Consider the following 24680-nt stretch of genomic DNA (forward strand, 5'->3'; position numbering starts at 1 on the left):
GCCCGGGTCGTCACCGAGGGTGGCGGCCCGGGCGCGCGGCCTCTCCGCCCGCGGCGTGCCCGGGACGTCGTACGAGCCGGCGGCAGTAGCGACCAGGTCGTATGACGTCCCGGCGCGGCAGCGCGAGTCCGGCGCCCTGCATCGCGCAGGTCGCCGAGGAGGTCGGTACACTCGGGCGACCTGGCCGACCCCTTTCGTGAGGACACCTAGCACCGCCCATGGACGGCTCTCAAAGTAAGCAGCTCCCCGAGGGGGAGCACCGATGATCACCGCTCTCCTGCTCCTGGCCCTGGCGCTGCTGCTGGTGGCGCTCTGCGGGATCTTCGTGGCAGCCGAGTTCTCCCTCGTGACCGTCGACCGCGGTCGTGTCGAGCAGGCTGCCGCCGGCGGAGACGTCAGCGCGCAGGGCGTCCAGACCGCCCTGCGGAGCCTGTCGACCCAGCTCTCCGGCGCCCAGGTCGGCATCACGCTGACCAACCTCGGGATCGGCTTCCTGGCCGAGCCGGCGATCTCGGAGCTGATCCGCGGCCCGCTCGAGAGCGTCGGCACCCCCTCCGGCGCGGTCGGCCCGCTCGCGATCGCGACCGGTCTGGTCCTCAGCACCGTGCTCACCATGCTGTTCGGCGAGCTGGTGCCCAAGAACTTCGCCATCGCCCTGCCGATGGAGACCGCGCGCGCCACCCAGGGCCCGATGCGGGCGTTCACGGCGATCAACAAGGTCCCGATCAAGCTGCTCAACGGCTCCGCCAACGCGCTCGTGCGCCGGCTCGGGATCGAGCCCCAGGAGGAGCTGCGCTCCGCGCGCAGCTCGAGCGAGCTGGCGTCGCTGATCCAGCGCTCGGCCACCGAGGGCACCCTGGACGCCGACACCGCCGAGCTGATGGAGCGCTCGGTGGAGTTCGGCACCCGCTCCGCCGGCGAGATCATGACGCCGCGGGTGCGGACCCACTCGCTTGACGTCAACGACCGCGCCAGCGCGGTCATCGAGCTGGCCCGGCAGACCGGGCACTCCCGCTTCCCGGTCCTCGACGCCGACGAGGTCGTGGTCGGCACCGTCCACGTCAAGCACGCCGTCGCGCTGCCGCTGCACGAGCGCTCGACGACCAAGGTCAAGCACCTGATGGCCAAGCCGATCGTCGTGCCCGACTCGCTGCGGCTCGACCCGCTGCTCGCGCTGCTGCGCGAGGACGGCTTCCAGATGGCCGTGGTGCTCGACGAGTACGGCGGGCAGGCCGGCATCGTCACCCTCGAGGACGTGATCGAGGAGATCGTCGGCGACATCTCCGACGAGCACGACCGGCTCGGCGCCCGGGCCCGGCACCGCCGGGACGGGTCCTGGTCGCTGTCGGGGCTGCTGCGCCCCGACGAGATCGAGGACATCACCGGCGTCCCGCTCCCCGACGACGAGGACTACGACACCGTGGCCGGCCTGGTCCTCAAGGTGCTCGGCCGGATCCCGGAGCGCGGCGACATCGCCGAGGTGCCGGTCCCGGACCGTTCCGACCCCGACGACCCGCGCCAGCGGCTCGCGGTGCTCAGCGTCGAGCACATGGACGGCCTGCGGGTCGACCGGCTCTCGCTGCGCGTGCTCGACGGGGAACCCGCCACCGACGCGCGGGGCGAGCGGACGGGGGACCGGTCGTGAGCGACACCACCGCGATCCTCATCGCCGTCCTGCTGCTCGCGGCCAACGCCTTCTTCGTGGGCGCCGAGTTCGCGCTCGTCTCCGCCCGGCGCAGCCAGGTGGAGCCGCTGGCGCTGAACGGCTCCCGGATGGCGCGCACGACCCTGCACGCCATGGAGAACCTGTCGCTGATGATGGCCGGCGCCCAGCTCGGCATCACCATCTGCTCCGTCGGCCTGGGCGCCGTGGGCGAGCCCGCCGTCGCCCACCTGCTCGAGCCCGGCTTCGAGGCGCTGGGGCTCCCGCACGGGCTGGTCCACCCCGCGGCGTTCGTCGTCGCCCTCGGGGTGGTGGTCTTCCTGCACGTGGTGCTGGGGGAGATGGTCCCGAAGAACATCGCGATCGCCGGCCCCGAGCGCGCCGCCATCGTCCTGGGCCCGCCGATGCTCGGCGTGGTCACGGTGCTGCGCCCCGTGATCGTGGCGCTCAACGCCGTCGCCAACGGCACCCTGCGCCTGCTGCGCGTCGAGCCGCGCGACGAGGTGAGCTCCAGCTTCACCCGCGAGGAGGTCGCCGCGTTCGTGGAGGAGTCCCGCGGGGAGGGCCTCCTCGAGGAGCAGGAGTACGACCGGCTCGCCGGCGCCCTGGGCTTCACCGAGAAGACCGTGGCGGCCGTGCTGATGCCCACCGCGACGCTGACGACCGTACGCCGCGGCTCGACCGCCGCCGACGTGGAGGCGCTGTGCGCGGTCACCGGCTTCAGCCGGTTCCCGGTCGAGGCCGACGACGGCGAGCTGCTCGGCTACCTGCACATCAAGGACGTGCTGGAGCCCGACGAGGAGCGCCGCCAGCGGCCGGTCGAGGACAAGTGGATCCGCCCGTTCGCCCCGGTCACCCACGAGGACCTGCTCCACGACGCCCTCGAGCAGCTCCAGCGGCGCGGGGCGCACATGGCGCGCGTTGTGGACCCGGAGGGACGGACCCTCGGCCTGGCCACGCTCGAGGACGTCATCGAGGAGCTGATCGGCGAGATCCGCGACGCGGCCCACGCCGAGGACCCGGTCTGACCCGCCCACGACTTATGGTGGCCACGGAGTGATGGCCAGCGGTACCAGCGATGAGGAACGAAGGCAGTACGTGGCGGACGAGACGCGCACCAACCGCGTGTGGACGCTGCCCAACCTCCTGAGCGCGGTGCGCCTGGCCGGCGTCCCGGTCTTCCTGTGGCTGGTCCTGGGTCCCGAGGCCGACGGCTGGGCGCTCGCGCTCCTGATGGTCTCCGGGTTCACCGACTACGCCGACGGCTGGTTGGCGCGCCGGCTGAACCAGACCACGCTGCTCGGGCAGGTCCTCGACCCCGTCGCCGACCGGCTCTACATCCTCGCCGTCGTCGTCGGGCTGGCGATGCGCGACATCATCCCGTGGTGGCTGGCGATCTCGCTGCCGCTGCGCGACCTGCTCATGTGGGGGCTGGTGCCGTTCCTGCGCACCCGCGGGTACAGCGCGCTGCCGGTGCACTTCCTCGGCAAGGCCGCGACGTTCAACCTGCTCTACGCGTTCCCGCTCCTGCTCCTCGGCGACGGGGACGGCGTGGTCGCGACGCTCTCCGAGGTCTTCGGGTGGGCCTTCGCGTTCTGGGGCGTCGGCCTCTACTGGTGGGCCGGCCTGCTCTACGCCTGGCAGGTCCGCAAGCTCCTCGCGACGACCGAGCGCCGCCCCCCGGTGCGCCATGAGTGAGCCGACCCCCGGACCGCGCGACCCGCGGCTGCCTCCCCGGGTGACGATGCCGCTGCTGACCCTGATCACCCAGCAGTCGATGGACGAGGACTACCTGCACGCCGCCGAGCGCCGGATCGAGCGCGGTGCCGGGCCGCCGCGCGGCCGTCCGCGGCTCACCGGGGCGGTGGTGGTCGCCGTCTTCGGGCTGCTGATCTCGGTCGCCGCGGTGCAGACCTCCCGCAACGCCGACGTCGAGAGCGAGGGCCGCGAGCAGCTGATCCAGCGGATCACCGAGGAGCGCACGGCCGTCTCGGGGCTCCAGGACCGGATCGCCCTGCTGCGCGAGCGCAACGCCGAGCTCGACGAGGGGCTGACCGAGGTCAGCGGCATCCTGCAGTCCGCGCGCGACGAGCTGCGCCGCGTCCAGGTCCGCACCGGGTACGTCGAGGTCCGCGGACCCGGCGTACGGATGACGGTCGAGGACCCCGAGCAGGGGGACGAGGAGGTCCGCAAGGAGGACCTTTTCCTCCTCGTCAACGCGCTGTGGGCCGGCGGTGCGGAGGCGGTCTCGCTCAACGGGCAGCGGCTCAGCGTGCTCACCACGATCAGCAACTCCGACGTCGCGATCAACGTCGACTCCCGGGCGCTGCTGCCGCCGTACACCCTGCTGGCCATCGGGGACGGGGGCCGGCTGGCCGCCAACGTGTCCGACACGACCACGTTCGCGACGTTCGAGGCGGTACGCGAGCGCTACGGATTCGGCTTCACCATGCAGAATGAGGAGACGATCGTGCTTCCGGCCGCCCGGGAGAAGAGGCTGAGCTTCGCCACGCCGCTGACCGACGACGACGTCGACAAGCCCACCGACAAGGGGACCGCACCGTGATCGCCGCACTCGGCCTGCTCGTCGGGATCGTCCTGGGCCTGGTCTTCGAGCCGGACGTCCCGGTGTCCCTCGAGCGCTACCTGCCGATCGCCGTCGTCGCCGCCCTCGACGCGGTCTTCGGCGGCCTCCGGGCCTACCTGGACGGGATCTTCGACGACAAGGTCTTCGTCGTCTCGTTCCTCAGCAACGTGGTGATCGCGGCGGGCATCGTCTACCTCGGCGACCGGCTCGGCGTCGGCGGCCAGCTCACCACCGGCGTGGTCGTGGTGCTGGGCATCCGGATCTTCTCCAACGTCGCCGCCATCCGGAGGCACCTCTTCCATGCCTGAGCCCACCCGGCCGGATCCGCCCCGCCCGCCCACCGGGCGCGAGCGGCTGCGCTCCGCGCTGACCCGCCCCTCGCGGGGGCAGGCGGTCGTGGCCGTGCTGCTCGCCGCGCTGGCCTTCGCCGCGATCACCCAGGTCCGCTCCACCGGCGTGGACCAGGAGGACTTCACGGGCTACCGCCAGCAGGACCTCATCGACGTCCTCGCCGGCCTCGCGGGCACCAGCCAGCGCGCCGTGACCGAGATCGACCGCCTCGAGCGCACCCGCGACGACCTGCTCTCCGACTCCGACAGTCGCCAGGCCGCGCTCGCCCAGGCCCGCACGGAGTCCGAGGCGCTCGCCGTCCTGGCCGGCACGGTGCCGGTCCGCGGCCCCGGCCTGCGGGTCACGGTCGAGGAGGTGTCGGCCCAGGTGCCGCCCGTGGTGCTGCTCGACATGGTCCAGGAGCTGCGTACCGGAGGCGCGGAGGCGATCCAGATCAACGGCCAGGTCCGGCTGGTCGCCCAGAGCTCGTTCTCGGCCGGCGCCGGCGGCGTGGTGGTCGACGGCCAGCAGCTGCAGGCGCCGTACGTCCTCGACGTGATCGGCGACCCGCACAACCTCGAGAACTCCCTGACCTTCCCCCTCGGGCCGCGGTTCCAGGTCGAGAGCGCCGGAGGGAAGCTGGAGCTCGAGGATCCCGGCACCCTGGAGATCCAGGCGGTGCGGAAGCCGGTCGCGCCGGAGTTCGCCCAGCCCGCCCCCGACGAGTAGCCCGCGGGCAGTAGCCTGCCCGTCATTCCCCGCGCCGGCGGTCCGGCGTCCGACACCGAGGAGAACCCTTGTATCCCGACGAACTCCAGTACACCAGCGAGCACGAGTGGGTGCGGACGCCCGGTGAGCAGGAGGGCTCGGTGCGCATCGGCATCACGCACTACGCCCAGGACGCGCTCGGCGACATCGTCTACGTCTCCCTGCCCGAGGTCGGCGACGTCGTGGAGGCCGGCACCACCTGCGGCGAGCTGGAGTCGACGAAGTCGGTCAGCGACATCTACGCCCCCGTCTCCGGCGAGGTCGTGGGGCGCAACGAGACCCTCGACGCGACGCCCGAGCTGGTCAACAACGACCCGTACGGCGGCGGCTGGCTCTTCGAGGTCGTGCCCTCGGACCGCACCGAGCTCGACGAGCTGATGGACGCCCCGGCGTACCTCCTCACGATCGAGTCCTGACACCGGCTTGATCGTCCGGACCTGGCTGATAGGTTCGGACAACCGTCAACCTCAACCCGGCCTTGAGGGTTGGAGGACGTCCGACTCCCCGGAGGATGACCGATGCCGTTCTGCACCGCGTGTGGCAAGCAGAACCCTGCCGACGCCCGCTTCTGCTCCCAGTGCGGCACCCGGCTGACCCCCGCCGAGCCCGCTGCGGCCGAGACGGGCGTCGGTGAGCCGGTCAGCGACTCCACCGCGACGATCCAGATCGGGGTCGGCGACAAGTCCGACACCTCCGACCGCCAGCTGAACCCCGTCGACGCGGCCGCCGTCGACGCGCTGCCGACCGGCCACGCCCTGCTGGTCGTCCAGCGCGGGCCCGGCTCGGGCAGCCGGTTCCTCCTCGACGCCGACCTGGTGAACGCCGGGCGCCACCCGGACAGCGAGATCTTCCTCGACGACGTCACCGTCTCCCGCCGGCACGCGGAGTTCACCCGCGAGGGCGGCACCTTCACGGTCAGCGACGTGGGCAGCCTGAACGGCACCTACGTCAACCGCGACCGGATCGACCGGGTGCAGCTGACCGACGGCGACGAGGTGCAGATCGGCAAGTACCGGCTGGTGTTCTTCTCCGGGCACGAGAGCGCCTGAGCCCGTGGCCGCGACGCAGCCCGCGGGCGCCGCGTCCGGAGGGTCACGGGCACGGATGAACATCGGGGAGGTCCTGGACCGGCTCCGGCCGGACTTCCCGGGGGTGACCATCCCCAAGATCCGCTTCCTCGAGGACAAGGGCCTGATCAAGCCCGAGCGCACCCCGGCGGGCTACCGCAAGTTCTCCGCCGCGGACGTGGAGCGGCTGCGCTACGTGCTGCGGATGCAGCGCGACCACTACCTGCCGCTGAAGGTCATCGGCGAGCACCTCGACGCGATCGACCGGGGCCTGGAGCCGCCGCCGATCGAGGGCGTGGTGCCTACCGTGCCCACGGTGGCGCTCGCCTCCGACGGGCTGCCGTCGGCCGAGTCGTTCCGGCGCCACGACCAGCTGCGCCTCTCGCGGCGCGAGCTGGTCAAGATCGCCGGCATCTCCGAGGAGCTGCTCGACCAGCTGGAGCAGTACGGCCTGGTCGCGCCGCGCACCGGCACCAGCCACTACGACACCGACTCGCTGGTGATCGCGCAGACCGCCCGCGAGCTCGCCGACTTCGGTTTCGAGCCGCGCCACCTGCGCGCCTTCAAGACCTCCGCCGACCGCGAGGTCGGCCTGGTCGAGCAGGTCGTCGCCCCCCACAAGCGCAGCCGCGACGCCGCCGCCGCCGCCCGCGCCGACGAGGTGGTCAGCGAGATCGCCGCCCTCTCCGTACGCCTGCACGCCACGCTGGTGAAGGCGGGGCTGCGGTCGTCGTAGGGCCCGTCGGGTTTCCCCGGTGATCCGGGGAAACCTGATGTTCGGGGCCGTCGCGACGGCCGAGAACATCCGGTTCTCCCTGAGAAGTACGCCGGGTGGCGGTCGCCCGAGGTCCGTCACCGTTCGGGAGTAGGGTGAACACGTGCGCGAAGTCGATGTCATGGGTGTCCGGGTCGAGATGCCGTCGAACCAGCCGATCGTGCTGCTGCGCGAGGTGACAGGGGAGCGCTACCTGCCGATCTGGATCGGCGCGGTGGAGGCGACCGCGATCGCGTTCGCCCAGCAGGGCGTCGTGCCCCCGCGGCCGCTGACGCACGACCTGATGAAGGACGTGCTGACCGCGACCGGCAACGAGCTGACCGAGGTCCGCATCACCGACGTCAAGGACGGCGTGTTCTTCGCGACGCTGGTGCTCGGGTCTGGTGCCGAGGTGAGCGCGCGGCCGTCGGACTCGATCGCCCTCGCGCTGCGTACGGGGAGCCGGATCCTGTGCTCGGAGGAGGTGCTCGACGAGGCCGGTCTGGCCGTGCCCGCCGAGCAGGAGGACGAGGTCGAGAAGTTCCGCGAGTTCCTCGACCAGGTCACGCCGGAGGACTTCGAAGCCCAGTGAGTGGGCTCCGTACCCTCACCCTCAAGTAGAGGTTGAGGGTTGCGACACGCCGCGGAGGGCTTTGACCGACCCGCGTTCGCGGCCTACCTTGAACTGTCTCTGTTGTAACTCCATCGCTGTGGTTGCGCCCCGTGCGCGGCACCGGCTCCTTCCCCGGTAGTTACGTCCCACGGAGTAGACCCACGGAGGACCGTGTGCACGAGCACGAGCAGGAACCGAACGTCGAGGCCGCGCGCGCCGCGGAGACCGCCGACGAGCAGGGACTCCTCTTCACCGACGACGTCTCGCCGCTGCCCAGCGACACCGGGTACCGCGGTCCGACGGCGTGCAACGCGGCCGGGATCACCTACCGCCAGCTCGACTACTGGGCCCGCACCGGCCTGGTCGAGCCGACCGTGCGGGGGGCCAGCGGCTCCGGCACCCAGCGGCTCTACTCCTTCCGCGACATCCTGCTGCTCAAGGTGATCAAGCGGCTCCTCGACGCCGGCATCTCGCTGCAGCAGATCCGCACCGCCGTGCATCACCTGCGCGAGCGCGGCACCGACGACCTGACCCGCGTGACGCTGATGAGCGACGGCGCCTCGGTCTATGAGTGCACCAGCAGCGACGAGGTCATCGACCTGCTCCAGGGCGGGCAGGGCGTCTTCGGCATCGCCATCGGCGGCGTGTGGCGCGAGATCGAGGGCACCCTCGCCGAGCTGCCCAGCGAGCGCACCGCCTCCGACGACGAGAACGCCGCGCCGAGCGCGGGCGACGAGCTCGCCGCGCGGCGGGCCGCCCGCACCGCCGGCTGAGCGGCTCAGGCAAGCAGCGCACCCAGCAGCACCCGTCCGGCCCGTCACCCTCGTGGTGGCGGGCCGTTCGCGTCCCCTGCTGGTAGATTCGGGGGCGCTGACCATCCCGCACGGGAGAGTCCCCGGACCACTGAGCACCACCCGGCCCGGGGCGCCGAAGGGGCAATTCCTCCCCGGAACCTCTCAGGCCTCAGGACCGTGTGGAGCAGGCGACTCTGGAGGGGCGACGCCGCCCTCGACAGAGGGGGAGGGGACCGGATCGACCCATCCCGGAATCTGCCCAGCAGAGGAGCCCCTGTGTCAGACGTCCCCCCGCTCTCCGAGCTCGACGCCGCGCTGCCGTTCGTCGACCGTCACATCGGGCTCACCCCCGCCGACGTCGAGACGATGCTCGAGCGGCTCGGCTTCGACTCCCTCGACGCGCTGATGGACGCCGCGGTCCCGGGCGGGATCCGCTCCGCCGCCGACCTCGACCTGCCGCCGGCGCTCACCGAGGACGCCACCGCCCGCGAGCTGCGCGCCCTCGCGGCCGCCAACCGGCCCGGCGAGGCGATGATCGGCCTGGGCTACCACGCCACGATCACGCCGCCGGTCGTCCGGCGCAACGTGCTCGAGGACCCGAGCTGGTACACCGCCTACACGCCGTACCAGCCGGAGATCTCCCAGGGCCGGCTCGAGGCGCTGCTGAACTTCCAGACCGTCGTCGGCGACCTCACCGGCCTGCCGACCGCCAACGCCAGCCTCCTCGACGAGGGCACCGCCGCCGCCGAGGCCATGACGCTGGTACGCCGGGGCAACCGCAAGGCGTCCGGACCCTTCGTCGTCGACGCCGACGCGCTGCCGCAGACCATCGAGGTGGTCCGCACCCGCGCCGAGGCGATGCGCATCGAGGTCGTGGTCGCCGACCTGAGCCAGGGGCTCCCGGACGGCGAGCTCTGCGGCGTCCTGGTGCAGTACCCCGGCGCCTCCGGCCGGGTGCTCGACCCGCGGCCGGTCGCCGAGGCCGCCCACGAGCGCGGCGCGCTGGTCGTCGTCGCCGCGGACCTGCTGGCGCTGACCGTCCTGGAGGCACCGGGCGAGCTGGGCGCCGACGTGGTGGTCGGCTCCACCCAGCGCTTCGGCGTCCCCCTCTTCTACGGCGGCCCGCACGCCGGCTACATGGCGGTCGGCGCCGGGCTCGAGCGGCACCTGCCCGGCCGCCTGGTCGGGGTCTCGGTCGACGCCGAGGGGCGCCCGGCGTACCGCCTGGCCCTGCAGACCCGCGAGCAGCACATCCGCCGCGACAAGGCGACGTCCAACATCTGCACCGCCCAGGTGCTGCTGGCCGTGGTCGCCTCGATGTACGCCGTCTACCACGGCCCCGAGGGGCTGCGCGCGATCGCGACCCGCACCCACCGGTACGCCGCGGTGCTGGCCGCCGCGGTCGCGCAGGGCGGGCTGGAGGTCGTGCACCCGGAGTTCTTCGACACCGTGGAGGTGCGGGTCCCCGGCCGCGCCGCCGAGGTCGTCGCCGCGGCGCGCGAGCTGGGGCTGCAGCTGCGGCTCGTCGACGCCGACCGGGTCGGGGTCTCCACCTCGGAGTGCACCACGCGCTCGACGCTCGTCCGGCTGCTCGACGCCTTCGGCGTCCGGTCCGACAACCCGATGGACCTCGACGAGGTGGACGCGGCCACCGCCGACGCGCTGCCCGACGGGCTGCGCCGGCGCACGGCGTACCTCACCCACGAGGTGTTCTCCAGCCACCACAGCGAGACCGCGATGCTGCGCTACCTGCGGCGGCTCTCGGCGCGCGACTACGCGCTGGACCGCGGCATGATCCCGCTCGGCTCCTGCACGATGAAGCTCAACGCCACGACGGAGATGGAGCCGGTCTCGCTGCCCGGCTTCGCCGACCTGCACCCGTTCGCGCCCGCCGAGGACGCGGACGGCTACCGGCAGCTGGTGGCCGAGCTCGAGGGCTGGCTGGCCGAGGTCACCGGCTACGACCGGGTCTCGATCCAGCCGAACGCCGGGTCGCAGGGCGAGCTGGCCGGCCTGCTGGCGATCCGCGCCTTCCACCGCGCCAACGGCGACGCCGAGCGCGACGTCTGCCTGATCCCGTCGTCGGCCCACGGCACCAACGCCGCGTCCGCGGTGATGGCCGGCATGCGGGTCGTGGTCGTCAAGGCCGCGGCCGACGGCACCGTCGACCTCGAGGACCTGCGGGCGCAGTGCGAGAAGCACGCCGACGACCTCGCCGCGATCATGGTGACCTACCCGTCGACCCACGGCGCCTACGAGGACACCATCACCGAGCTGTGCGAGGTCGTGCACGGCCACGGCGGCCAGGTGTACGTCGACGGCGCCAACCTCAACGCGCTGCTCGGCTACGCCAAGCCCGGCGAGTTCGGCGGCGACGTGTCCCACCTGAACCTGCACAAGACCTTCTGCATCCCGCACGGCGGCGGCGGCCCCGGGGTCGGCCCGGTCGCGGTGCGCGCCCACCTCGCGCCGTACCTGCCCTCGCACGGCATGCACCCCGAGACCGACAAGCGCGAGGGCATCGGCCCGATCAGCGCCGCGCCGTACGGCTCCGCCGGCATCCTGCCGATCTCGTGGGCCTACATCCGACTGATGGGCGCCGAGGGGCTGACCCGCGCCACCGCCAGTGCGGTGCTCTCGGCCAACTACGTGGCATCCCGCCTCGGCGAGCACTACCCGGTCCTCTACCGCGGGCACAGCGGGCTGGTCGCCCACGAGTGCATCCTCGACGTCCGCGCCCTGACCAAGGAGACCGGCGTGAGCGTCGACGACGTCGCGAAGCGGCTGGTCGACTACGGGTTCCACGCGCCGACGATGTCGTTCCCGGTCTCGGGCACCCTGATGGTCGAGCCGACCGAGTCCGAGGACCTGCGCGAGATCGACCGGTTCTGCGACGCGATGATCGCGATCAAGGCCGAGATCGACCGGGTCGGGGCGGGGGAGTGGACCCCCGAGGAGTCGCCGCTGCGGGGCGCGCCGCACACCTCCCGCGCCCTCGTGGGCGAGTGGGACCGTCCCTACTCCCGCGAGCTCGCGGTCTTCCCGACCGGGATCGACCCCGACAAGTACTGGCCGCCGGTGGCCCGCATCGACCAGGCGTACGGCGACCGCAACCTGGTCTGCGCCTGCCCGCCGCCGGAGGCGTTCGCCTGAGCTGACGCCGGGACGTCATACGGGGTGGTGGCTATCGGACCCAGCTCGTATGACGTCCCGGCCGGCGCGGGGCCCGGGAGGCCTTCGAGGGCGCACCGGGCGGCAGCTCCTCCGCACCCTGCCGCAGGCCGATCCGGCGTACGACGCCGCGGTCCACCGCGGTGGTCGCGGGGCGCCCCGACGCCGCCCAGACCAGCGAGCGGCGCTGCACCTTCACGATGACCGCGCGGTCCCGGACCCGGACCGCGCCGTCGGGACGCCGCTCCTGAGCCGAGCCCCACAGGAACCGGACGGGGAAGCCGCTCCGGTTCACGACCTTGAGCCGGCCCGGACGCTGCGGCAGCTTCTGCACGGCGACCCGGACCGGCAGCGGCTTCTCCACCGTCACGGTCAGCGTGGCCGGCGTGAGGTAGTCGAAGTCGCACGCGTAGTAGGTGATCGTCCAGGTGCCCGCCCTGCGGCGCGCGCCGACGGCCAGCTCGCCGTCCTCGCTCGGGATGACCTCGAGGGCCTGGGGCACGTCGGCGAGCCGGCAGACGGCCAGGTCGTCCCCGTCCGGGTCGGTGTCGTTGGCGAGCACGTCGACGACGCCCAGCCCGCCCGTCATCACGGTGAGCTCGTCGTCGGCCGTGACCGGTGCGGAGCCCTCGGCGGCGCCGGCCGGAGGCGCGACGATGCCCGTGATCCCGGTGAGCAGCAGGGCGGAGGCGGCCAGGAGGGCGGCCGGGCGCGCGAGGAGAGACATGGGTTCCTTCCCGGGGAGGTCGGCACGACCCTAGGGGACGGTCCGCCCGGTCCGCGGCACTTCGGACGAGTCGCGAGCCTTGTGCCGCCTATCGATCAACGATAGATTCCGAACGAAAGGCGATCGAAGGAGCGGGACCATGGGACGACTGACCATCCTCGCGCTGCGCGTCGTGCTGGCGCTGGCGCTCGTGGGCTCCCTGGGGGTGCAGACGGTGATGGTGCCGCTGCTGGCCGCGGACATGGAGGGTGCCGACCCCGACGTGCTGGAGCTGCGCACCCCGCTCGTGGTCCTCCTCGTGCTCGGGATCCTCACCACCCAGGTCGTCATGGTGTGCATCTGGCAGCTGCTGACCATGGTCCGGCGGGGCACGGTCTTCTCCCACGGCGCGTTCCGCTACGTCGACGTGATCATCGGCGCGGTCGCCGCGGCCGCGCTGCTGCTGTTCGCCCTCGCCTGGGTGCTGGCCCCGGGCGAGGCCGTCGCGCCGGGCATCGTGCTGCTGATCGGCGGTGCCGGCGGGGTGGTGACCGGGATCGCGCTGGTCGTCCTGGTGATGCGGGCGCTGCTGGCGCAGGCGGTCGACCGCGACGCCGAGGCACAGCAGCTGCAGGCCGAGCTGGACGAGGTGATCTGATGCCGATCGTCGTCGACATCGACGTGATGCTGGCCCGGCGCAAGATGTCGGTCGGGGCGCTCGCCGAGCAGATCGGGATCACCCCCGCGAACCTGGCGGTGCTCAAGAACGGCCGCGCGAAGGCGGTCCGGTTCACCACCCTCGAGGCGCTCTGCGAGGTCCTCGACTGCCAGCCGGGCGACCTGCTGCGCTGGGAGTCCGAGGACGCGGCCGAGCCGGTCACCCGCGCCGGCACCCGCTGACCGCGCCGGGCCGCGGCGTACGGCAGGCTGGGGTCATGACTTCGGCGCACGGCGAGCCCGACGACCTCGGCGACCTCGGCGACCGGCTGGCCACCTGGCTCGAGGGACTCGGCCTCGCCGCGCACCTGGCGGCGGCGGGCCTGCCGACCTTCGTCCGGGACGACGCGGGCCGGGCCGTCTGGACCGACCCCCGCACGGGCGAGACGCTCACCCGAGACCAGCTCGCGGAGCTCGACGAGGTGCTGCACGAGGAGGGCACCGAGCCGGAGCACGCCGTCCCCGTGGCGCTGGTGCAGGTCGCCCGCCGCGCCCGGCTGCGGGAGCAGCTGCTGGCGAGTCCGCGGCACTCCTACGAGTCGCTCGCGCAGCTGCGGGGCACGTCGGTCAACGCGGCGCGGTTCACGGTGCACAAGGGGGCCTCCCGCCACCGGCTGCTCGTGGTCGACGTCGACGGGCAGGCCGTGGTGCCGGCGTTCCAGCTGACCCCCGAGGGCGAGGTACGCCGCGACCTGGCGCCGGTGCTCGAGCCGCTCCTCGCCGCCGGCACCGACCCGTGGCGGGTCTGGGCGTGGCTGACCCAGCCGGCCGCGCTGCTCGGCGGACTGGTCCCGGAGCAGGCGGCCGCCGACCCCGAGACCGCCGACCTGGTGCTGCACGCCGCCGTACGCCTCGCGGAGCGCGGCGCCGCCCGGTCCTGAGCGGGTCGCCTCAGAGCGCCTGCGAGACGCTCGACATGTTGAAGTCCGGCACCCGGAGCGCGGGCGTCGCGGTGCGCGAGAAGTAGTCGTCGCCCCACTCGCGGCTGAAGCTCGGCACCGTCCGCGAGGCGTGCGAGAACCGGTTCAGCAGGTCGATCGGGCTCTCGTTGAACCGGAAGTTGTTGACCGCGCCGGTGACCTCGCCGTCCTCGACGAGGTACACGCCGTCGCGGGTCAGGCCGGTCAGCAGCAGGCTCTGCGGGTCCACCTCGCGGATGTACCAGAGGCAGGTCAGCAGCAGGCCGCGCTCGGTGCCCGCGACCAGCTCGTCGAGCGACGCCGCGGCGCCGTCGACGTCGAGCACCAGGTTGTCGACGGCGGGCGTCACCGGCAGCTGCGTCATCGCCGCGGAGTGGCGGGTCTGGAGCAGCCCGGTCAGCATCCCGTCCTGCACCCAGTCGGTGCGCCCGAGCGGCAGCCCGTTGTCGAAGACGCTCGTCTCGTTGCCCGAGGCCGTGGCGAGGTTGAACGGCGCGCACTCCAGCCCGGGGTACGCCGGGTCGGAGTACAGGTGCACGCCCGGCTTCGCGATCCGCTCGCCGACCCGGGTGCCGCCGCCGCGGCGGCTGTAGACCGACTGGCCCTCGTGGGCGACCCGCGCCCCGGCGTACCAGTAGGCGTCGATCATCAGGTCGGCGACGGCCGCGGGCGGCAGGATCGTGTCGTAGCGGCCGGCCGGCAGGTCGACCGTGCGGGCGCCCCACGCGAGCCGCTGCGCGAGCGTCTCCTCGACCGCGAGCGGGTCGACGTCGGTGAAGTCGCGGGTGGCGCCGCCGACCCAGGCGCTGCCGCGGAGGTCGGCGGTCTTGCCGGTGCAGCCGTGGTGGCCGGTGGGCTGCACGTGCCGGAGGCGCAGGCCGGTCGTCGAGCCGAGGTACGTCGTGGTCAGCTCGTGGTTGACGAAGCCGTAGAGCACCCGGCCGCCGGCCCGGGCCCGGCCGAACGCCTCGCCGAGCGCGGGCGCCAGCGCGTCGTACACGTGGATGTCGGTGGGCACGGCCGGCTCGTCCCAGTCGGGGGAGACCCGGTCGCGCACCAGGTCGGCGGCGTCCTCGGCGGGCGACGCGGCACGGGCCGCGGCGTCGGCCGCCTCGACCAGCTGGGTGACCTGCGCCTGGGTGGTGGCGCTGCCGGTGACCGACCCGGTCGCCACCCCGCCGGAGGTGCGGACGAAGGAGATCACCGTGACCGAGACGCCGTGCATCACGCCGTTGGTGGTGAGGGTGTTGTTGGCCCAGCGGAGGTTGGCGCTGGTGGCGTCGCGGACGATCACCACGCAGTCGTCGGCGACCGTGGTCGCGACCGCGTGCTCGACGAAGGACTGCGGGGACAGCGGGGTCGTCATCAGTGGCCTGCCTCGTCGGTCGTGTTCAGGATGTTGACGCCGCGGAACAGGGACGTCGGGCAGCCGTGGCTGACGGCCGCGACCTGGCCGGGCTGGGCCTTGCCGCAGTTAAACGCGCCGCCCAGCACCCAGGTCTGCGGTCCGCCGACCGCCTCCATCGAGCCCCAGAACTCGGTCGTGGTCGCCTGGTAGGCGACGTCGCGGAGCTGCCCGACCAGCTCGCCGTCCGCGATCTTGTAGAAGCGCTGGCCGGTGAACTGGAAGTTGAAGCGCTGCATGTCGATGGACCAGGACTTGTCGCCGACGACGTAGATGCCGCGCTCGACCCGGCGGATCAGCTCCTCGGTGCTCGGGCCGTCCTCGGCGGGCTGCAGGCTGACGTTGGCCATCCGCTGGACGGGGACGTGGCCGGGGGAGTCGGCGTACGCGCAGCCGTTGGAGCGGCCCTCCGGGAAGCCAGGGCCAGCGAGCTCGGGCTTCATCCGGGCCATCGCGCGGTCGAGCTGGTAGCCGACCAGCACGCCGTCGCGCACGATGTCCCACTGCTGGGTGGCGACGCCCTCGTCGTCGTACCCGATCGTGGCGAGGCCGTGCTCGATCGTCCGGTCGCCGGTGACGTTCATGACCGGGCTGCCGTACTGGAGGACGCCGAGCTTGTCGTACGTCGCGAACGACGTCCCGGCGTAGTTGGCCTCGTAGCCCAGGGCGCGGTCGAGCTCCGTAGCGTGCCCGATGGACTCGTGGATGGTCAGCCACAGGTTGCTCGGGTGGATGACCAGGTCGTAGCTGCCGGCCTCGACGCTGGGCGCCTTCAGCTTCTCGGCCAGCAGCTCGGGGACCTGCTCGATCTCGTCGTCCCAGTCCCAGGCCGTCCCGGGCCCGCCGCCCACGATGTACTCCCAGCCGCGGCCGGCGGGCGGCGCGATGCTCGCCATCGCGTCAAAGGTGTCGGCACCGGCGCCCATCGCCTCGAACCCGGGCTGGAGCCGGACCCGCTGCTGGGTGGTCCGGGTGCCGGTGAGATCGGCGTAGTACTTGTTCTCCAGCACCTGGTGGAGGTACGCCGAGGCGTGGTCGACGGCCGCGCCGGTGCGCAGCCGGTCGGTCCAGTCGACGAGCACGGCGGCCTTCTCGGCGACGGGGACGGCGAACGGGTCGACGTCGTACGACGAGACCCAGGTGACGTCGTCGTGGATCGGCTCGGGCGCCAGCTCGACCGGGTCGGCCGTCATCCGCGCGGCGACCTTGGCCACCGCGACGGCGCTGTCGGCGACCCGTACCGCTTCGTCGGGGGTGAGCACGACGCCCGCCGCGAAGCCCCAGGCGCCCTGGTGCACGACCCGGACGGCGAACCCGAGGTCCTCGCTGTCGCTGGCGTTCTGCAGGACGCCGTCGCGCACGCTGAGGCCCTGGTAGCGGATCCGCTCGAACCGGAAGTCGGCGTGGCTCGCGCCGAGCTCGCGGGCCCGAGCCAGCGCCACGTCGCCGAGGTCGCGGTAGGGGAGCGAGAGGAAGGTGGGATCGACCTGCTGGCCACTCATGCCGGTGAACCTACCCGACCCCCTCCGGGTCGCTCCGGGATCGGTGCGCCCGGCACGCGGCACCCTGCGGTTTGGTCACAAACCGCAGGTTTTCGCGCTGTTTCGTTGCGGTTTGTGACCAAACCGCAGGGTCGAGCGGCCGCCGGGTCCGGGCCAGCGGTCAGCCGGTGACCGCCACGGTGGACCCGGCCCGCGACTTGGTGACCACCAGGCGGGTGGGGATCCGGTCGCGCATCTCGGCGACGTGGCTGACCACGCCGACGACCCGGCCGCCGTCGCGCAGCGAGTCGAGGGTGTCGAGGACGTCGTCGAGGGTGTCGGCGTCGAGCGAGCCGAAGCCCTCGTCGACGAAGAGGGTGTCGAGGTCGGCGCCGCCGGTCTCCTGGGTGATCACGTCGGCGAGCCCCAGCGCGAGCGCGAGCGAGACCACGAACGTCTCGCCGCCGGAGAGGGTCGCGGGGTCCCGGGACTCGCCCGACCAGTCGTCGCGCACCAGCAGGCTCAGGCCGCCGCGGGTCTCGCCGGCGCCGCGGCGTCCGGTGTGCTCGAGGGAGTACCGCTGGTCGCTCATCCGCGCCAGCCGCTCGTTGGCGGCGGCCACGACCTGCGAGAGCCGGTAGGCCAGGACGTAGGCGGAGAGCCGCATCTGCAGCCGGTTGTCGGGGGACTTGCCCTCGACGAAGGCCGCGAGCCGCGTGGTGAGCTCGTGGTCGGCGCGCACCGGGGCCCACCGGTCGAGCGCGTCGCCGAGGTCGGCGCCGAGCCGGGTGAGCCGCTCGACCCGTCCGGTCCAGGTCTCCTGCGCGGAGCGCGCCTCGGCCAGCGCCGCCAGCGTGCGGTCGTGGTCGGCGGTGAGTGCGCGCAGGTCGGGTGCGGGGAACAGGCCGAGCTCGTCGGCGCCGGGCTCGTCGAGGACGGCGAGGGCGGCGGCGAGCCGGCGCTCGTGGTCCTCGACCCGAGCCGCGAGCCGCTCCAGCGCGACGGGGTCGAGCGCGGCGGCGACCGCCTCCGCGGGGTCGTCGAAGCCGGCCTCGGCGGCGGCCTCTGCCAGCTCCCGCCGGGCCTCGTCGTACGCCGTCGCCGCGGCGTCGCGCTCGTCGAGCGCCCGCAGCAGCGCCCGGCAGCGCCGTTCCCGGTCGACCAGGTCGGCCAGCAGGTCGGCGAGCAGGCCGTCGGGCGAGTCGGTGGCGGCGTCGGCGAGGACGTCGGCGAGCTCGGCGCGGAGGTCGGCGGCCTCGGCGCCCAGCAGCCGGGCACTCGCGGCGACGGCAGCCGCCTCCGCCGCGTGCCGGCGCAGGGCCTCGCCGGTCTCGGTGCACTCCTGCTCGCGGGCGGCCAGCGCCCGCGCCGCCGCGTCGGCACCGTCGGCGGCGGCGCGGAGCCCCTCGAGGCGGGTCGCCAGCGCGGCGGGATCGAGCTCGGTGCCCGCGCGCTCGGAGGCGTGCGCGAGCCGGGTGGCGAGGTCGCGGGCCTCGACGTCGCGGAGGTGCTCGGTCGCGGCGGCGGCGTCGGCCGCCTTCTGCGCGGCGCGCTCGGCCGCTGCGTCGGGGGCGCCGTCGGCCGCGCGGGCGCGCTCGGGGTGCTCCGCGGACCCGCAGACCGGGCAGCACTGGCCCACGGCCAGCGACCCGGCGATCTCGGCGGCCATGCTCTCCAGCCGCGCCTGTCGTACGTCGAGCGCCCGGCCGCGCAGGGTCAGCGTGAGCTCGCGCGCCTCGTCGTGGGCGGTGCGGGCCGCCGCGAGCTGCTCGGTGAGCGAGACGACCTGGGCGTGCGCCGCCAGCCGCGCGGCGACCTCGACCGCCTCGGTGGCGGCCGCGCGGGCGCGCTCGAGCCGGTCGCGTGCAGCGGTGACCTCGGCGGGCAGCTCGGCGAGGCGTGCGCCCTCCCGCGCGGCGGCCTCGGCCACGGAGCGACCGCGCGTGTCGAGCGCGGCGAGCTCGCGGTCGACCACCTCGAGGCGGGCGGCCCGGGGACGCAGCGCCCGGACGCGCGCCGCGTGGTCGGCGCACGCGGCGGCCTCGGTCGCGGTGGCGTCGCGGCAGGTCCCCGCGGGGACGGCCGCCGTCGCCGCCTCGTGCGCGAGGCGGGCGCGCTCGGCCACCCGCCAGAGCGGCACCACCGTCGCGGCGCGCCCCGCGGCGGCGACCCGGTCGCGGTCGGTGGCGTGCTGGCCGGCCACCGTCAGCAGCCGGGCGTGCTCGGCGGCCGCCGCCTCCAGCCGCGCCTGGCGCTCGGCCGTGGTGCGCCCGGCGTCGAGGGCCTCCCGGGCCACGGACTCGGCCTGGGACGCGACTGCCGCCGCGGCGCCTGCCGAGGAGAGGGCGCCGCGCGCGTCGCGCACGAGGGAGGCGGTCCACGCCGCGAGCGACCCGTCGGCGGCCGGGCCCGCGAGGTCGCGGACGTCCCAGCCCTCCGGCAGCGGCCGGCCGGCCGCCTCGCTGACCCGGCTCACGAGATCGGCGGTCTCCTGGTGGGCCTCCTCGCACTCGCGGCGCAGCGCGACCCGCCGGTCGCGCAGCCAGCGCTCGACGTCCTCGAAGCGACCGGTGCGGAAGAGCTGCTGGAGCAGCTTGTGGCGGTCCTCGGAGCGGGAGCGCAGGAACGCCTGGAAGCGGCCCTGGGGGAGCATCGCCACCTGGGTGAACTGGGTGAGGTTCATGCCGACCAGGCGGGAGACCAGGTGTCCGGCCTCGTCGAGCCGGCTGGTCAGCGGCACCCAGGCGCCGTCGACGCGCTCGGAGACGGTGACCGAGGCCTGCTGGGTGGTCGTGCCGGTGCCGCGCTTCTTGGGCCGCTCCCACGCCGGCGACCGGACCAGCCGGAACCGCCGTCCCGAGAGCGTCGCCTCGAGCTCGACCCGCGGCGTGGTGGTCGGCGCCGCCTGGTCCGAGCGGAGCCGGCGGGCGGTGCTGCGGTCGCCGGGGACGTCGCCGTACAGCGCGAAGCACACGGCGTCGAGGATGCTGGTCTTGCCGGCGCCGGTCGGGCCGGACAGCAGGAACAGCCCCGCGCCGGAGAGGTGGTCGAAGTCGACGCTCACGGTGCCGCCGAACGGCCCGAACGCGGTCACCTCGAGGTGGTGGAGGCGCATCAGCCCACCCCGGGGTCGAGGTCGGGGTCGTCGCAGCAGGAGTCGACCGCGCGGAACAGCAGCGCGGCCTCGTCGGGCTCCGGGGGACCGCCGCGCAGCTCGAGCATGAACTCGCGGGCGATGTCGTGGTCGGTGCGGCCGTGGGTGCGCGCCGCGGGCAGGCTGCCGAGCCCGGGGGCGACCGACTCGAAGCCGAGAACCAGCGTGTGCGGGAAGCGCCGCCGCAGCCGGTCCATCGCCTGCGTGGGCCGGGCGGTGTCGGTGAGGGTGACCTGGATCCAGGCGTCCTCGTGCGCCGCCAGTGCCGGGTCGACGAGCAGGTCCTCCAGCCGCCCCCGCAGCCGGGCCAGCCGCCGCGGCACGGGCGCCTCGACGAACGTCGTCGAGGTGACCCCGCGCGGGCCGAGGTCGACCAGCCACGAGCCCTTGCGGTGGTCGGTCTCGGAGAAGGAGTAGGCCAGGGGCGACCCGCTGTAGCGGACCGACTCGGTGAGCGTGTGGCGGCCGTGGAGGTGACCCAGCGCGGCGTAGTCGACGCCGTCGAAGACCGAGGTCGGCACCATCGAGACCCCGCCGACGCTGATGTCGCGCTCGGAGTCGCTCGGCTGCGCGCCCGCGACGAACGCGTGGGCCAGGACGACCGAGCGGGTCGCGGCGGAGCGGCCCGCGAGGTCGGCACGGACCCGGCGCATCGCCTCGGTGAGCGCCGACTCGTGGGACCGGCCGGGCAGGCCCCAGGGCTCGCGGACCGCGTCGGGGTCGAGGTAGGGGATGCCGTGCACCGCCACCGGGCCGTGCTCGTCCTCGAGCATGACCGGGGTGCCGACGGTGCGCGGGTCGGTGCGGATGAAGACGCCCGCGGCGTCGATCAGCCGCGAGCTGAACCCGAGCCGCTGCGCGGAGTCGTGGTTGCCGCTGGTGAGCACCACGCGCGCCCGGGACGCGGCGAGCCGAGCCAGCGTCTCGTCGGCGAGCCGGACCGCGTCGACGTGGGGGAGCGCCCGGTCGTAGACGTCGCCGGCCACCACCACGAGGTCGACCTCCTCGGACGCGACCACGTCGAGCAGGTGGTCGACGTACGCCGCCTGGTGCGTGAGCATCCCCTCGCGGTGGAACGACCGGCCCAGGTGCCAGTCGGAGGTGTGGAGGATGCGCACGCGTCGAACCTAGGAGGCGGCACCGACAGCCCGTCGTCCCCACGCCGGGAGGCGCCCCATGAGCCCGGGCACACGCGCCTCAGGCGTAGCGCACGCAGCGGCTCGCGGAGGTGAACCCGTAGAGCACGAGGCCCGCCTCCTCGGCCAGCCGGACCGACAGGCTGGTGGGCGCCCCGACGGCGACCAGCGACCCGGTGCCGGCGGCGACCGCCTTCTGCACCAGCTCGAACCCGGCCCGGCCGCTGACCACCAGGCAGGCGACGGCGGGCGGCTCGCCGGCGAGCACCCGGGCGCCGGTGACCTTGTCGACGGCGTTGTGGCGCCCGACGTCCTCGCGCACCACGAGGAGGGTGCCGTCGGCGTCGGCCGCCGCGGCCGCGTGCACGCCGCCGGTGCGGGCGAAGACCTGCTGGTGGTCGCGGAGCCGGTCCGGCAGGGTGCGCACCACGTCGTCGGACGGTACGGCGCCCGCCCACCGCTCGCCGCGGGGTACGTCGAGCACCGCGGCCACGCTGTCCTTGCCGCACACCCCGCACGCCGAGGACCCGCTCGCGTGCCCGCCGTGCCGGTGGCCGAGGTCGACCGCCGGCGGCCCGTCGAGGGTGACCGTGACGACGTTCAGGTCCTGCTCGGGGGTCAGCGTCTCGTCGGTGCAGTAGGCGACGGAGGCGACCCCGGTCGCCCCGGTCGTCCCGGCCGTCCCGACGCCGCCCGTCACGCCCTCGTGGCGCAGCCAGCCGGCCGCGAGCTCGAAGTCGTGCCCGGGGGTCCGCATCGTCACCCAGGCCCGGCGCGCCGGCGCTCCCGGCCAGGCCACCCGGATCTCCATCGGCTCCTCGGTCGCCAGCCGGTCCTCCCGGCGGCGCTCGCCGTCCGGGCGCAGCTCGCGCACCCGGGTCCGGACGGTCGGCCCCGGCCGGCGCGGCCGCAGGCTCACGAGGACCCCGAGGGGTACGCCGACCGCACCGCGAGCATCCGCTGCAGCCGGTCGGTCGCGTCCAGCAGGCGGCGCCGCACGGACGGGTCCAGGTCGGGCCGCGCGGCCAGCGCGGTGGCCCGGTCGACGGTGGTCTGCTCCAGCGACGTCGCCGGGAAGAACGCCTCCGCCGCCTCCGCGAGCACCCATCCGCTGCGTACCGCGGCGGTGCCGGGCAGGTCGGCGAAGTAGCGCTCGACGTACGGCTCGGTGAGCTCGCGCTGCTCGGGGCGCCACAGGCCCAGGCCCGCGGCCTCCACCTCGTAGTTGGCGACGTCGGCGGCCCCGGTGAACCGGGCCCAGGCGAACTCCTTGGCCTCGACCGTCGGCAGCGACGCGACCGCGCGGGTGTGCTCGACGCGGGCCAGGCCGGTCGGCTCCGCGGCCAGCGCGGCGTCCAGTTCGGCGCGGTCGGTGGCGCCGAGCACGGCGAGCCGGCACCGCACCCGCCAGCACAGGTCGGGGTCGGCGTCGATGCCGGCGGGCGGCTCGGCGAGCCAGGTCCGCAGCAGGTCCGGGTCGGTGGCGGACCGGACGGCGGTGCGGTACGCCGCGAGCTGGTGCTCCGACCCGGGCGGGGTGGCGTCGATCTTGGCGACCGCGGCCGCGTGCACGCGCTCCACGGACCCCGCCGGCGCCAGCGGCAGCAGGGTCTGGAAGAGCCAGGGGAGGGTGCGCCGGGGGCTCGCGGACTCCGGGGCGTCCTCGGTGTCCTCGACCGGCACGCTCGCCACGACCAGGTCGACGAGGTCGGCCGGGTCGAGCGCGGCCACGTGCAGCCCGCTGCGGACGCCGTTCCAGACCGCGGCCCGCAGCAGCGGGTCCCCGATCCCGGGCAGCAGCCCCGGGAGGGCGCGCATCGTCTCCGGGTCGGGGTAGGTCAGCGCCCAGGTCTCCTGCTGGGGGTCGAGCAGCGCCGGGGCCCCGCCCGCGTCGTACGCCGTCTCCGGGCCTTCCACCGAGACCCGGTCGGCCCGCCAGCTGTCGACGTCGCAGACGGCGACGTGGAAGGTGTGCGTGCGGTCGGCGGGGTGCGCCGCCGGGGGAGTACGCCGCAGCACGCCGGCCGCGCGGTCCAGGACGATCGTGTCCGGGCCGGCGGTGCGCAGCCACTGGGTGCGCACGGCGGCGAGGTCGGCGGCGCCGGCGCGCTCCCAGCTGCCGAAGAGGTCGTCCATGGTGGCGTTGCCGAACCGGTGCCGCTCGAGGTGGTCGACGACGCCGCCGAAGAACACCTCGTCGCCGAGGGTGGCGGCCAGCTGCTTGAGAATGCTGGATCCCTTGGCGTAGGAGATGCCGTCGAAGTCCTGGAGGGCGGAGACCGCATCGGTGGCGCCGTTGCCCGCCACCGGGTGGGTGCCCGGCCCCAGGTCGGCGGTCAGCCCCCACATCCGCCGGTTGTAGGCCTGGTCGACCCACGCGTCGCCGTACTCGGTGGCGTCGGCGGTGACCCGGTTGCCGAGGTACTCCGCGAACGACTCGTTGAGCCACAGGTCGTCCCACCAGCGCGGGGTCACGAGGTTGCCGAACCACTGGTGCGCCATCTCGTGCGCCACGGTCGCCGCGCGCTTGATCCGCATGCCGCGGGTGACCCGGGTGGCGAAGACGAGCTGGTCGCGGAAGGTCACGCAGCCGGGGTTCTCCATCGCGCCGGCGTTGAACTCCGGCACGAACGCCTGGTGGTAGCTCCCGAACGGGTAGCGGATGCCGAAGAGCCGGTGCAGCTCGTCGAAGCACTGCCCGGTCATCGTGAACAGCTCGTCGGCGTCGGCCTCGAGCGCCCCGGCGAGGCTGGCGCGGGCGCTCAGCCCGAGCGGGATGCCGTCGTGCTCGGCGGTCAGCAGGTGGTAGGGACCGGCCACCAGCGTCACGAAGTAGGTCGAGAGCGGCTGGCTGGTCTCGAGCTCCCAGACACCCGGCTCGACCTGGGTGGCGGGGGTGTTGCCGAGCACGGTCCACGCGCGCGGCGCCGTGACGTGGAAGGTGTACGGCGCCTTCAGGTCGGGCTGGTCGAAGCAGGCGAAGATGCTCGGCGCGGCGTCCATGAACGACATGCCGTAGACGTAGTGGCGCCCGTCGGCCGGGTCGACGCTGCGGTGCAGCCCCTCGCCGTCGTTGCGGAAGCGCATCACCGCGTCGACGACGAGCTCGTGGGTGCCCTCGGTCGTCTCCAGCGGCAGCCGGCCGCGGTCCAGGGTGTCCGGGTCCAGCGGGACGCCGTCGAGGCGCAGCGCGTGGACGCGCAGCGGCTTGAGGTCGATGAACGTCGGCCCGCCGCGGCTGGTGAACCGCACAGTCGTGACCGACCCGAAGGTGGCCTCGTCGGAGGCGAGGTCGAGGCGCACGTCGTACGACTCCACGGTGAGGAGGGCGGCGCGGGCCTGCGCCTCGGTGTGCTGGAGGCTCCGGGCGGGGGCGGCGGTCACCTCCGCAGCCTATGCCCGGGCGGGAACCTC

General features: G+C 74.1%; 22 protein-coding genes and 1 riboswitch. Of the genes, 15 read left to right on the plus strand and 7 right to left on the minus strand.

Going from position 1 to position 24680, the window contains the following annotated elements:
• Nucleotides 1-262: 262 nt before the first annotated feature.
• From H4O22_RS10115 to gcvP, 12 genes are all read left to right on the plus strand, one after another.
• Nucleotides 263-1645 carry a hemolysin family protein gene (locus H4O22_RS10115; protein WP_220451343.1) on the plus strand — a complete coding sequence of 461 codons (1383 nt, stop codon included), beginning with the start codon at nt 263-265 and terminating at the stop codon, nt 1643-1645.
• A complete protein-coding gene (locus tag H4O22_RS10120) occupies nt 1642-2691 on the plus strand; it encodes a hemolysin family protein (RefSeq protein WP_182526839.1) in 1050 nt (349 codons plus the stop codon). Before H4O22_RS10115 ends, H4O22_RS10120 begins: the two co-directional genes overlap by 4 nt.
• A gap of 70 nt (nt 2692-2761) precedes the next feature.
• On the plus strand, nt 2762-3361 hold the full coding sequence (gene clsA / locus H4O22_RS10125) for a cardiolipin synthase ClsA (protein WP_244962920.1): 600 nt from the start codon (nt 2762-2764) through the stop codon (nt 3359-3361).
• A complete protein-coding gene (locus H4O22_RS10130) occupies nt 3354-4229 on the plus strand; it encodes a DUF881 domain-containing protein (protein WP_182523310.1) in 876 nt (291 codons plus the stop codon). Before clsA ends, H4O22_RS10130 begins: the two co-directional genes overlap by 8 nt.
• The gene (locus H4O22_RS10135; protein WP_182523311.1) at nt 4226-4558 is read left to right on the plus strand and encodes a small basic family protein; all 333 of its coding nucleotides are present in this window, start codon (nt 4226-4228) and stop codon (nt 4556-4558) included. Before H4O22_RS10130 ends, H4O22_RS10135 begins: the two co-directional genes overlap by 4 nt.
• Nucleotides 4551-5309 carry a DUF881 domain-containing protein gene (locus tag H4O22_RS10140; RefSeq protein ID WP_182523312.1) on the plus strand — a complete coding sequence of 253 codons (759 nt, stop codon included), beginning with the start codon at nt 4551-4553 and terminating at the stop codon, nt 5307-5309. Before H4O22_RS10135 ends, H4O22_RS10140 begins: the two co-directional genes overlap by 8 nt.
• Before the next feature lie 68 nt (nt 5310-5377).
• On the plus strand, nt 5378-5764 hold the full coding sequence (gene gcvH, locus H4O22_RS10145; RefSeq protein WP_182523313.1) for a glycine cleavage system protein GcvH: 387 nt from the start codon (nt 5378-5380) through the stop codon (nt 5762-5764).
• A gap of 102 nt (nt 5765-5866) precedes the next feature.
• Nucleotides 5867-6397: a zinc-ribbon and FHA domain-containing protein gene (locus H4O22_RS10150; protein ID WP_182523314.1), complete on the plus strand. Its 531-nt coding sequence runs from the start codon at nt 5867-5869 to the stop codon at nt 6395-6397.
• Nucleotides 6398-6452: 55 nt separating this feature from the next.
• Nucleotides 6453-7151 carry a transcriptional regulator FtsR gene (gene ftsR, locus H4O22_RS10155; RefSeq protein WP_182523315.1) on the plus strand — a complete coding sequence of 233 codons (699 nt, stop codon included), beginning with the start codon at nt 6453-6455 and terminating at the stop codon, nt 7149-7151.
• Nucleotides 7152-7293: 142 nt separating this feature from the next.
• Nucleotides 7294-7761: a bifunctional nuclease family protein gene (locus H4O22_RS10160; RefSeq protein ID WP_182523316.1), complete on the plus strand. Its 468-nt coding sequence runs from the start codon at nt 7294-7296 to the stop codon at nt 7759-7761.
• A 194-nt stretch (nt 7762-7955) separates the two neighbouring features.
• On the plus strand, nt 7956-8555 hold the full coding sequence (locus H4O22_RS10165) for a MerR family transcriptional regulator (protein WP_182523317.1): 600 nt from the start codon (nt 7956-7958) through the stop codon (nt 8553-8555).
• A 101-nt stretch (nt 8556-8656) separates the two neighbouring features.
• Nucleotides 8657-8764, plus strand: a riboswitch (glycine riboswitch).
• Nucleotides 8765-8852: 88 nt separating this feature from the next.
• On the plus strand, nt 8853-11729 hold the full coding sequence (gcvP, locus tag H4O22_RS10170) for an aminomethyl-transferring glycine dehydrogenase (RefSeq protein ID WP_182523318.1): 2877 nt from the start codon (nt 8853-8855) through the stop codon (nt 11727-11729).
• A gap of 31 nt (nt 11730-11760) precedes the next feature.
• On the opposite strand, the gene H4O22_RS10175 is transcribed toward gcvP, so the two are convergent.
• Entirely contained in the window at nt 11761-12474 is a 714-nt protein-coding gene (locus H4O22_RS10175; RefSeq protein ID WP_182523319.1) for an Ig-like domain-containing protein, read from the minus strand.
• 139 nt (nt 12475-12613) lie between these two features.
• On the opposite strand from H4O22_RS10175, the gene H4O22_RS10180 reads away from it, so the two are divergent.
• From H4O22_RS10180 to H4O22_RS10190, 3 genes are read left to right on the plus strand one after another with little or no spacing between them, the layout of a single operon-like run.
• Complete coding sequence (locus H4O22_RS10180; protein WP_182523320.1) at nt 12614-13111, plus strand: DUF2975 domain-containing protein; 498 nt, start codon at nt 12614-12616, stop codon at nt 13109-13111.
• Nucleotides 13111-13353 (plus strand): helix-turn-helix domain-containing protein, encoded by a 243-nt coding sequence (locus H4O22_RS10185; protein ID WP_182523321.1) that lies wholly within the window; start codon nt 13111-13113, stop codon nt 13351-13353. Before H4O22_RS10180 ends, H4O22_RS10185 begins: the two co-directional genes overlap by 1 nt.
• 35 nt (nt 13354-13388) lie before the next feature.
• Nucleotides 13389-14051, plus strand: coding sequence for a hypothetical protein (locus tag H4O22_RS10190; RefSeq protein ID WP_182523322.1), 663 nt, complete (start codon nt 13389-13391; stop codon nt 14049-14051).
• A 10-nt stretch (nt 14052-14061) separates the two neighbouring features.
• On the opposite strand, the gene H4O22_RS10195 is transcribed toward H4O22_RS10190, so the two are convergent.
• From H4O22_RS10195 to pepN, 6 genes are all read right to left on the minus strand, one after another.
• Nucleotides 14062-15456 (minus strand): metallopeptidase TldD-related protein, encoded by a 1395-nt coding sequence (locus tag H4O22_RS10195; RefSeq protein WP_182523323.1) that lies wholly within the window; start codon nt 15454-15456, stop codon nt 14062-14064.
• Nucleotides 15456-16997 (minus strand): TldD/PmbA family protein, encoded by a 1542-nt coding sequence (locus H4O22_RS10200; protein WP_182523324.1) that lies wholly within the window; start codon nt 16995-16997, stop codon nt 15456-15458. Before H4O22_RS10200 ends, H4O22_RS10195 begins: the two co-directional genes overlap by 1 nt.
• A gap of 160 nt (nt 16998-17157) precedes the next feature.
• Entirely contained in the window at nt 17158-20091 is a 2934-nt protein-coding gene (locus H4O22_RS10205) for an AAA family ATPase (protein ID WP_182523325.1), read from the minus strand.
• Nucleotides 20091-21248, minus strand: a complete 1158-nt coding sequence (locus tag H4O22_RS10210) for an exonuclease SbcCD subunit D (RefSeq protein ID WP_182523326.1) — start codon at nt 21246-21248, stop codon at nt 20091-20093. Before H4O22_RS10210 ends, H4O22_RS10205 begins: the two co-directional genes overlap by 1 nt.
• A 79-nt stretch (nt 21249-21327) precedes the next feature.
• Nucleotides 21328-22185, minus strand: coding sequence for a formate dehydrogenase accessory sulfurtransferase FdhD (locus H4O22_RS10215; RefSeq protein WP_244962921.1), 858 nt, complete (start codon nt 22183-22185; stop codon nt 21328-21330).
• Complete coding sequence (pepN, locus tag H4O22_RS10220; protein WP_182523327.1) at nt 22182-24650, minus strand: aminopeptidase N; 2469 nt, start codon at nt 24648-24650, stop codon at nt 22182-22184. The genes H4O22_RS10215 and pepN overlap by 4 nt, the downstream gene beginning before the upstream one ends.
• Nucleotides 24651-24680 lie beyond the last annotated feature (30 nt).

Origin of the sequence: Nocardioides dongkuii, from assembly GCF_014127485.1 — a bacterium.
In the GTDB taxonomy this organism is placed as follows: domain Bacteria; phylum Actinomycetota; class Actinomycetes; order Propionibacteriales; family Nocardioidaceae; genus Nocardioides; species Nocardioides dongkuii.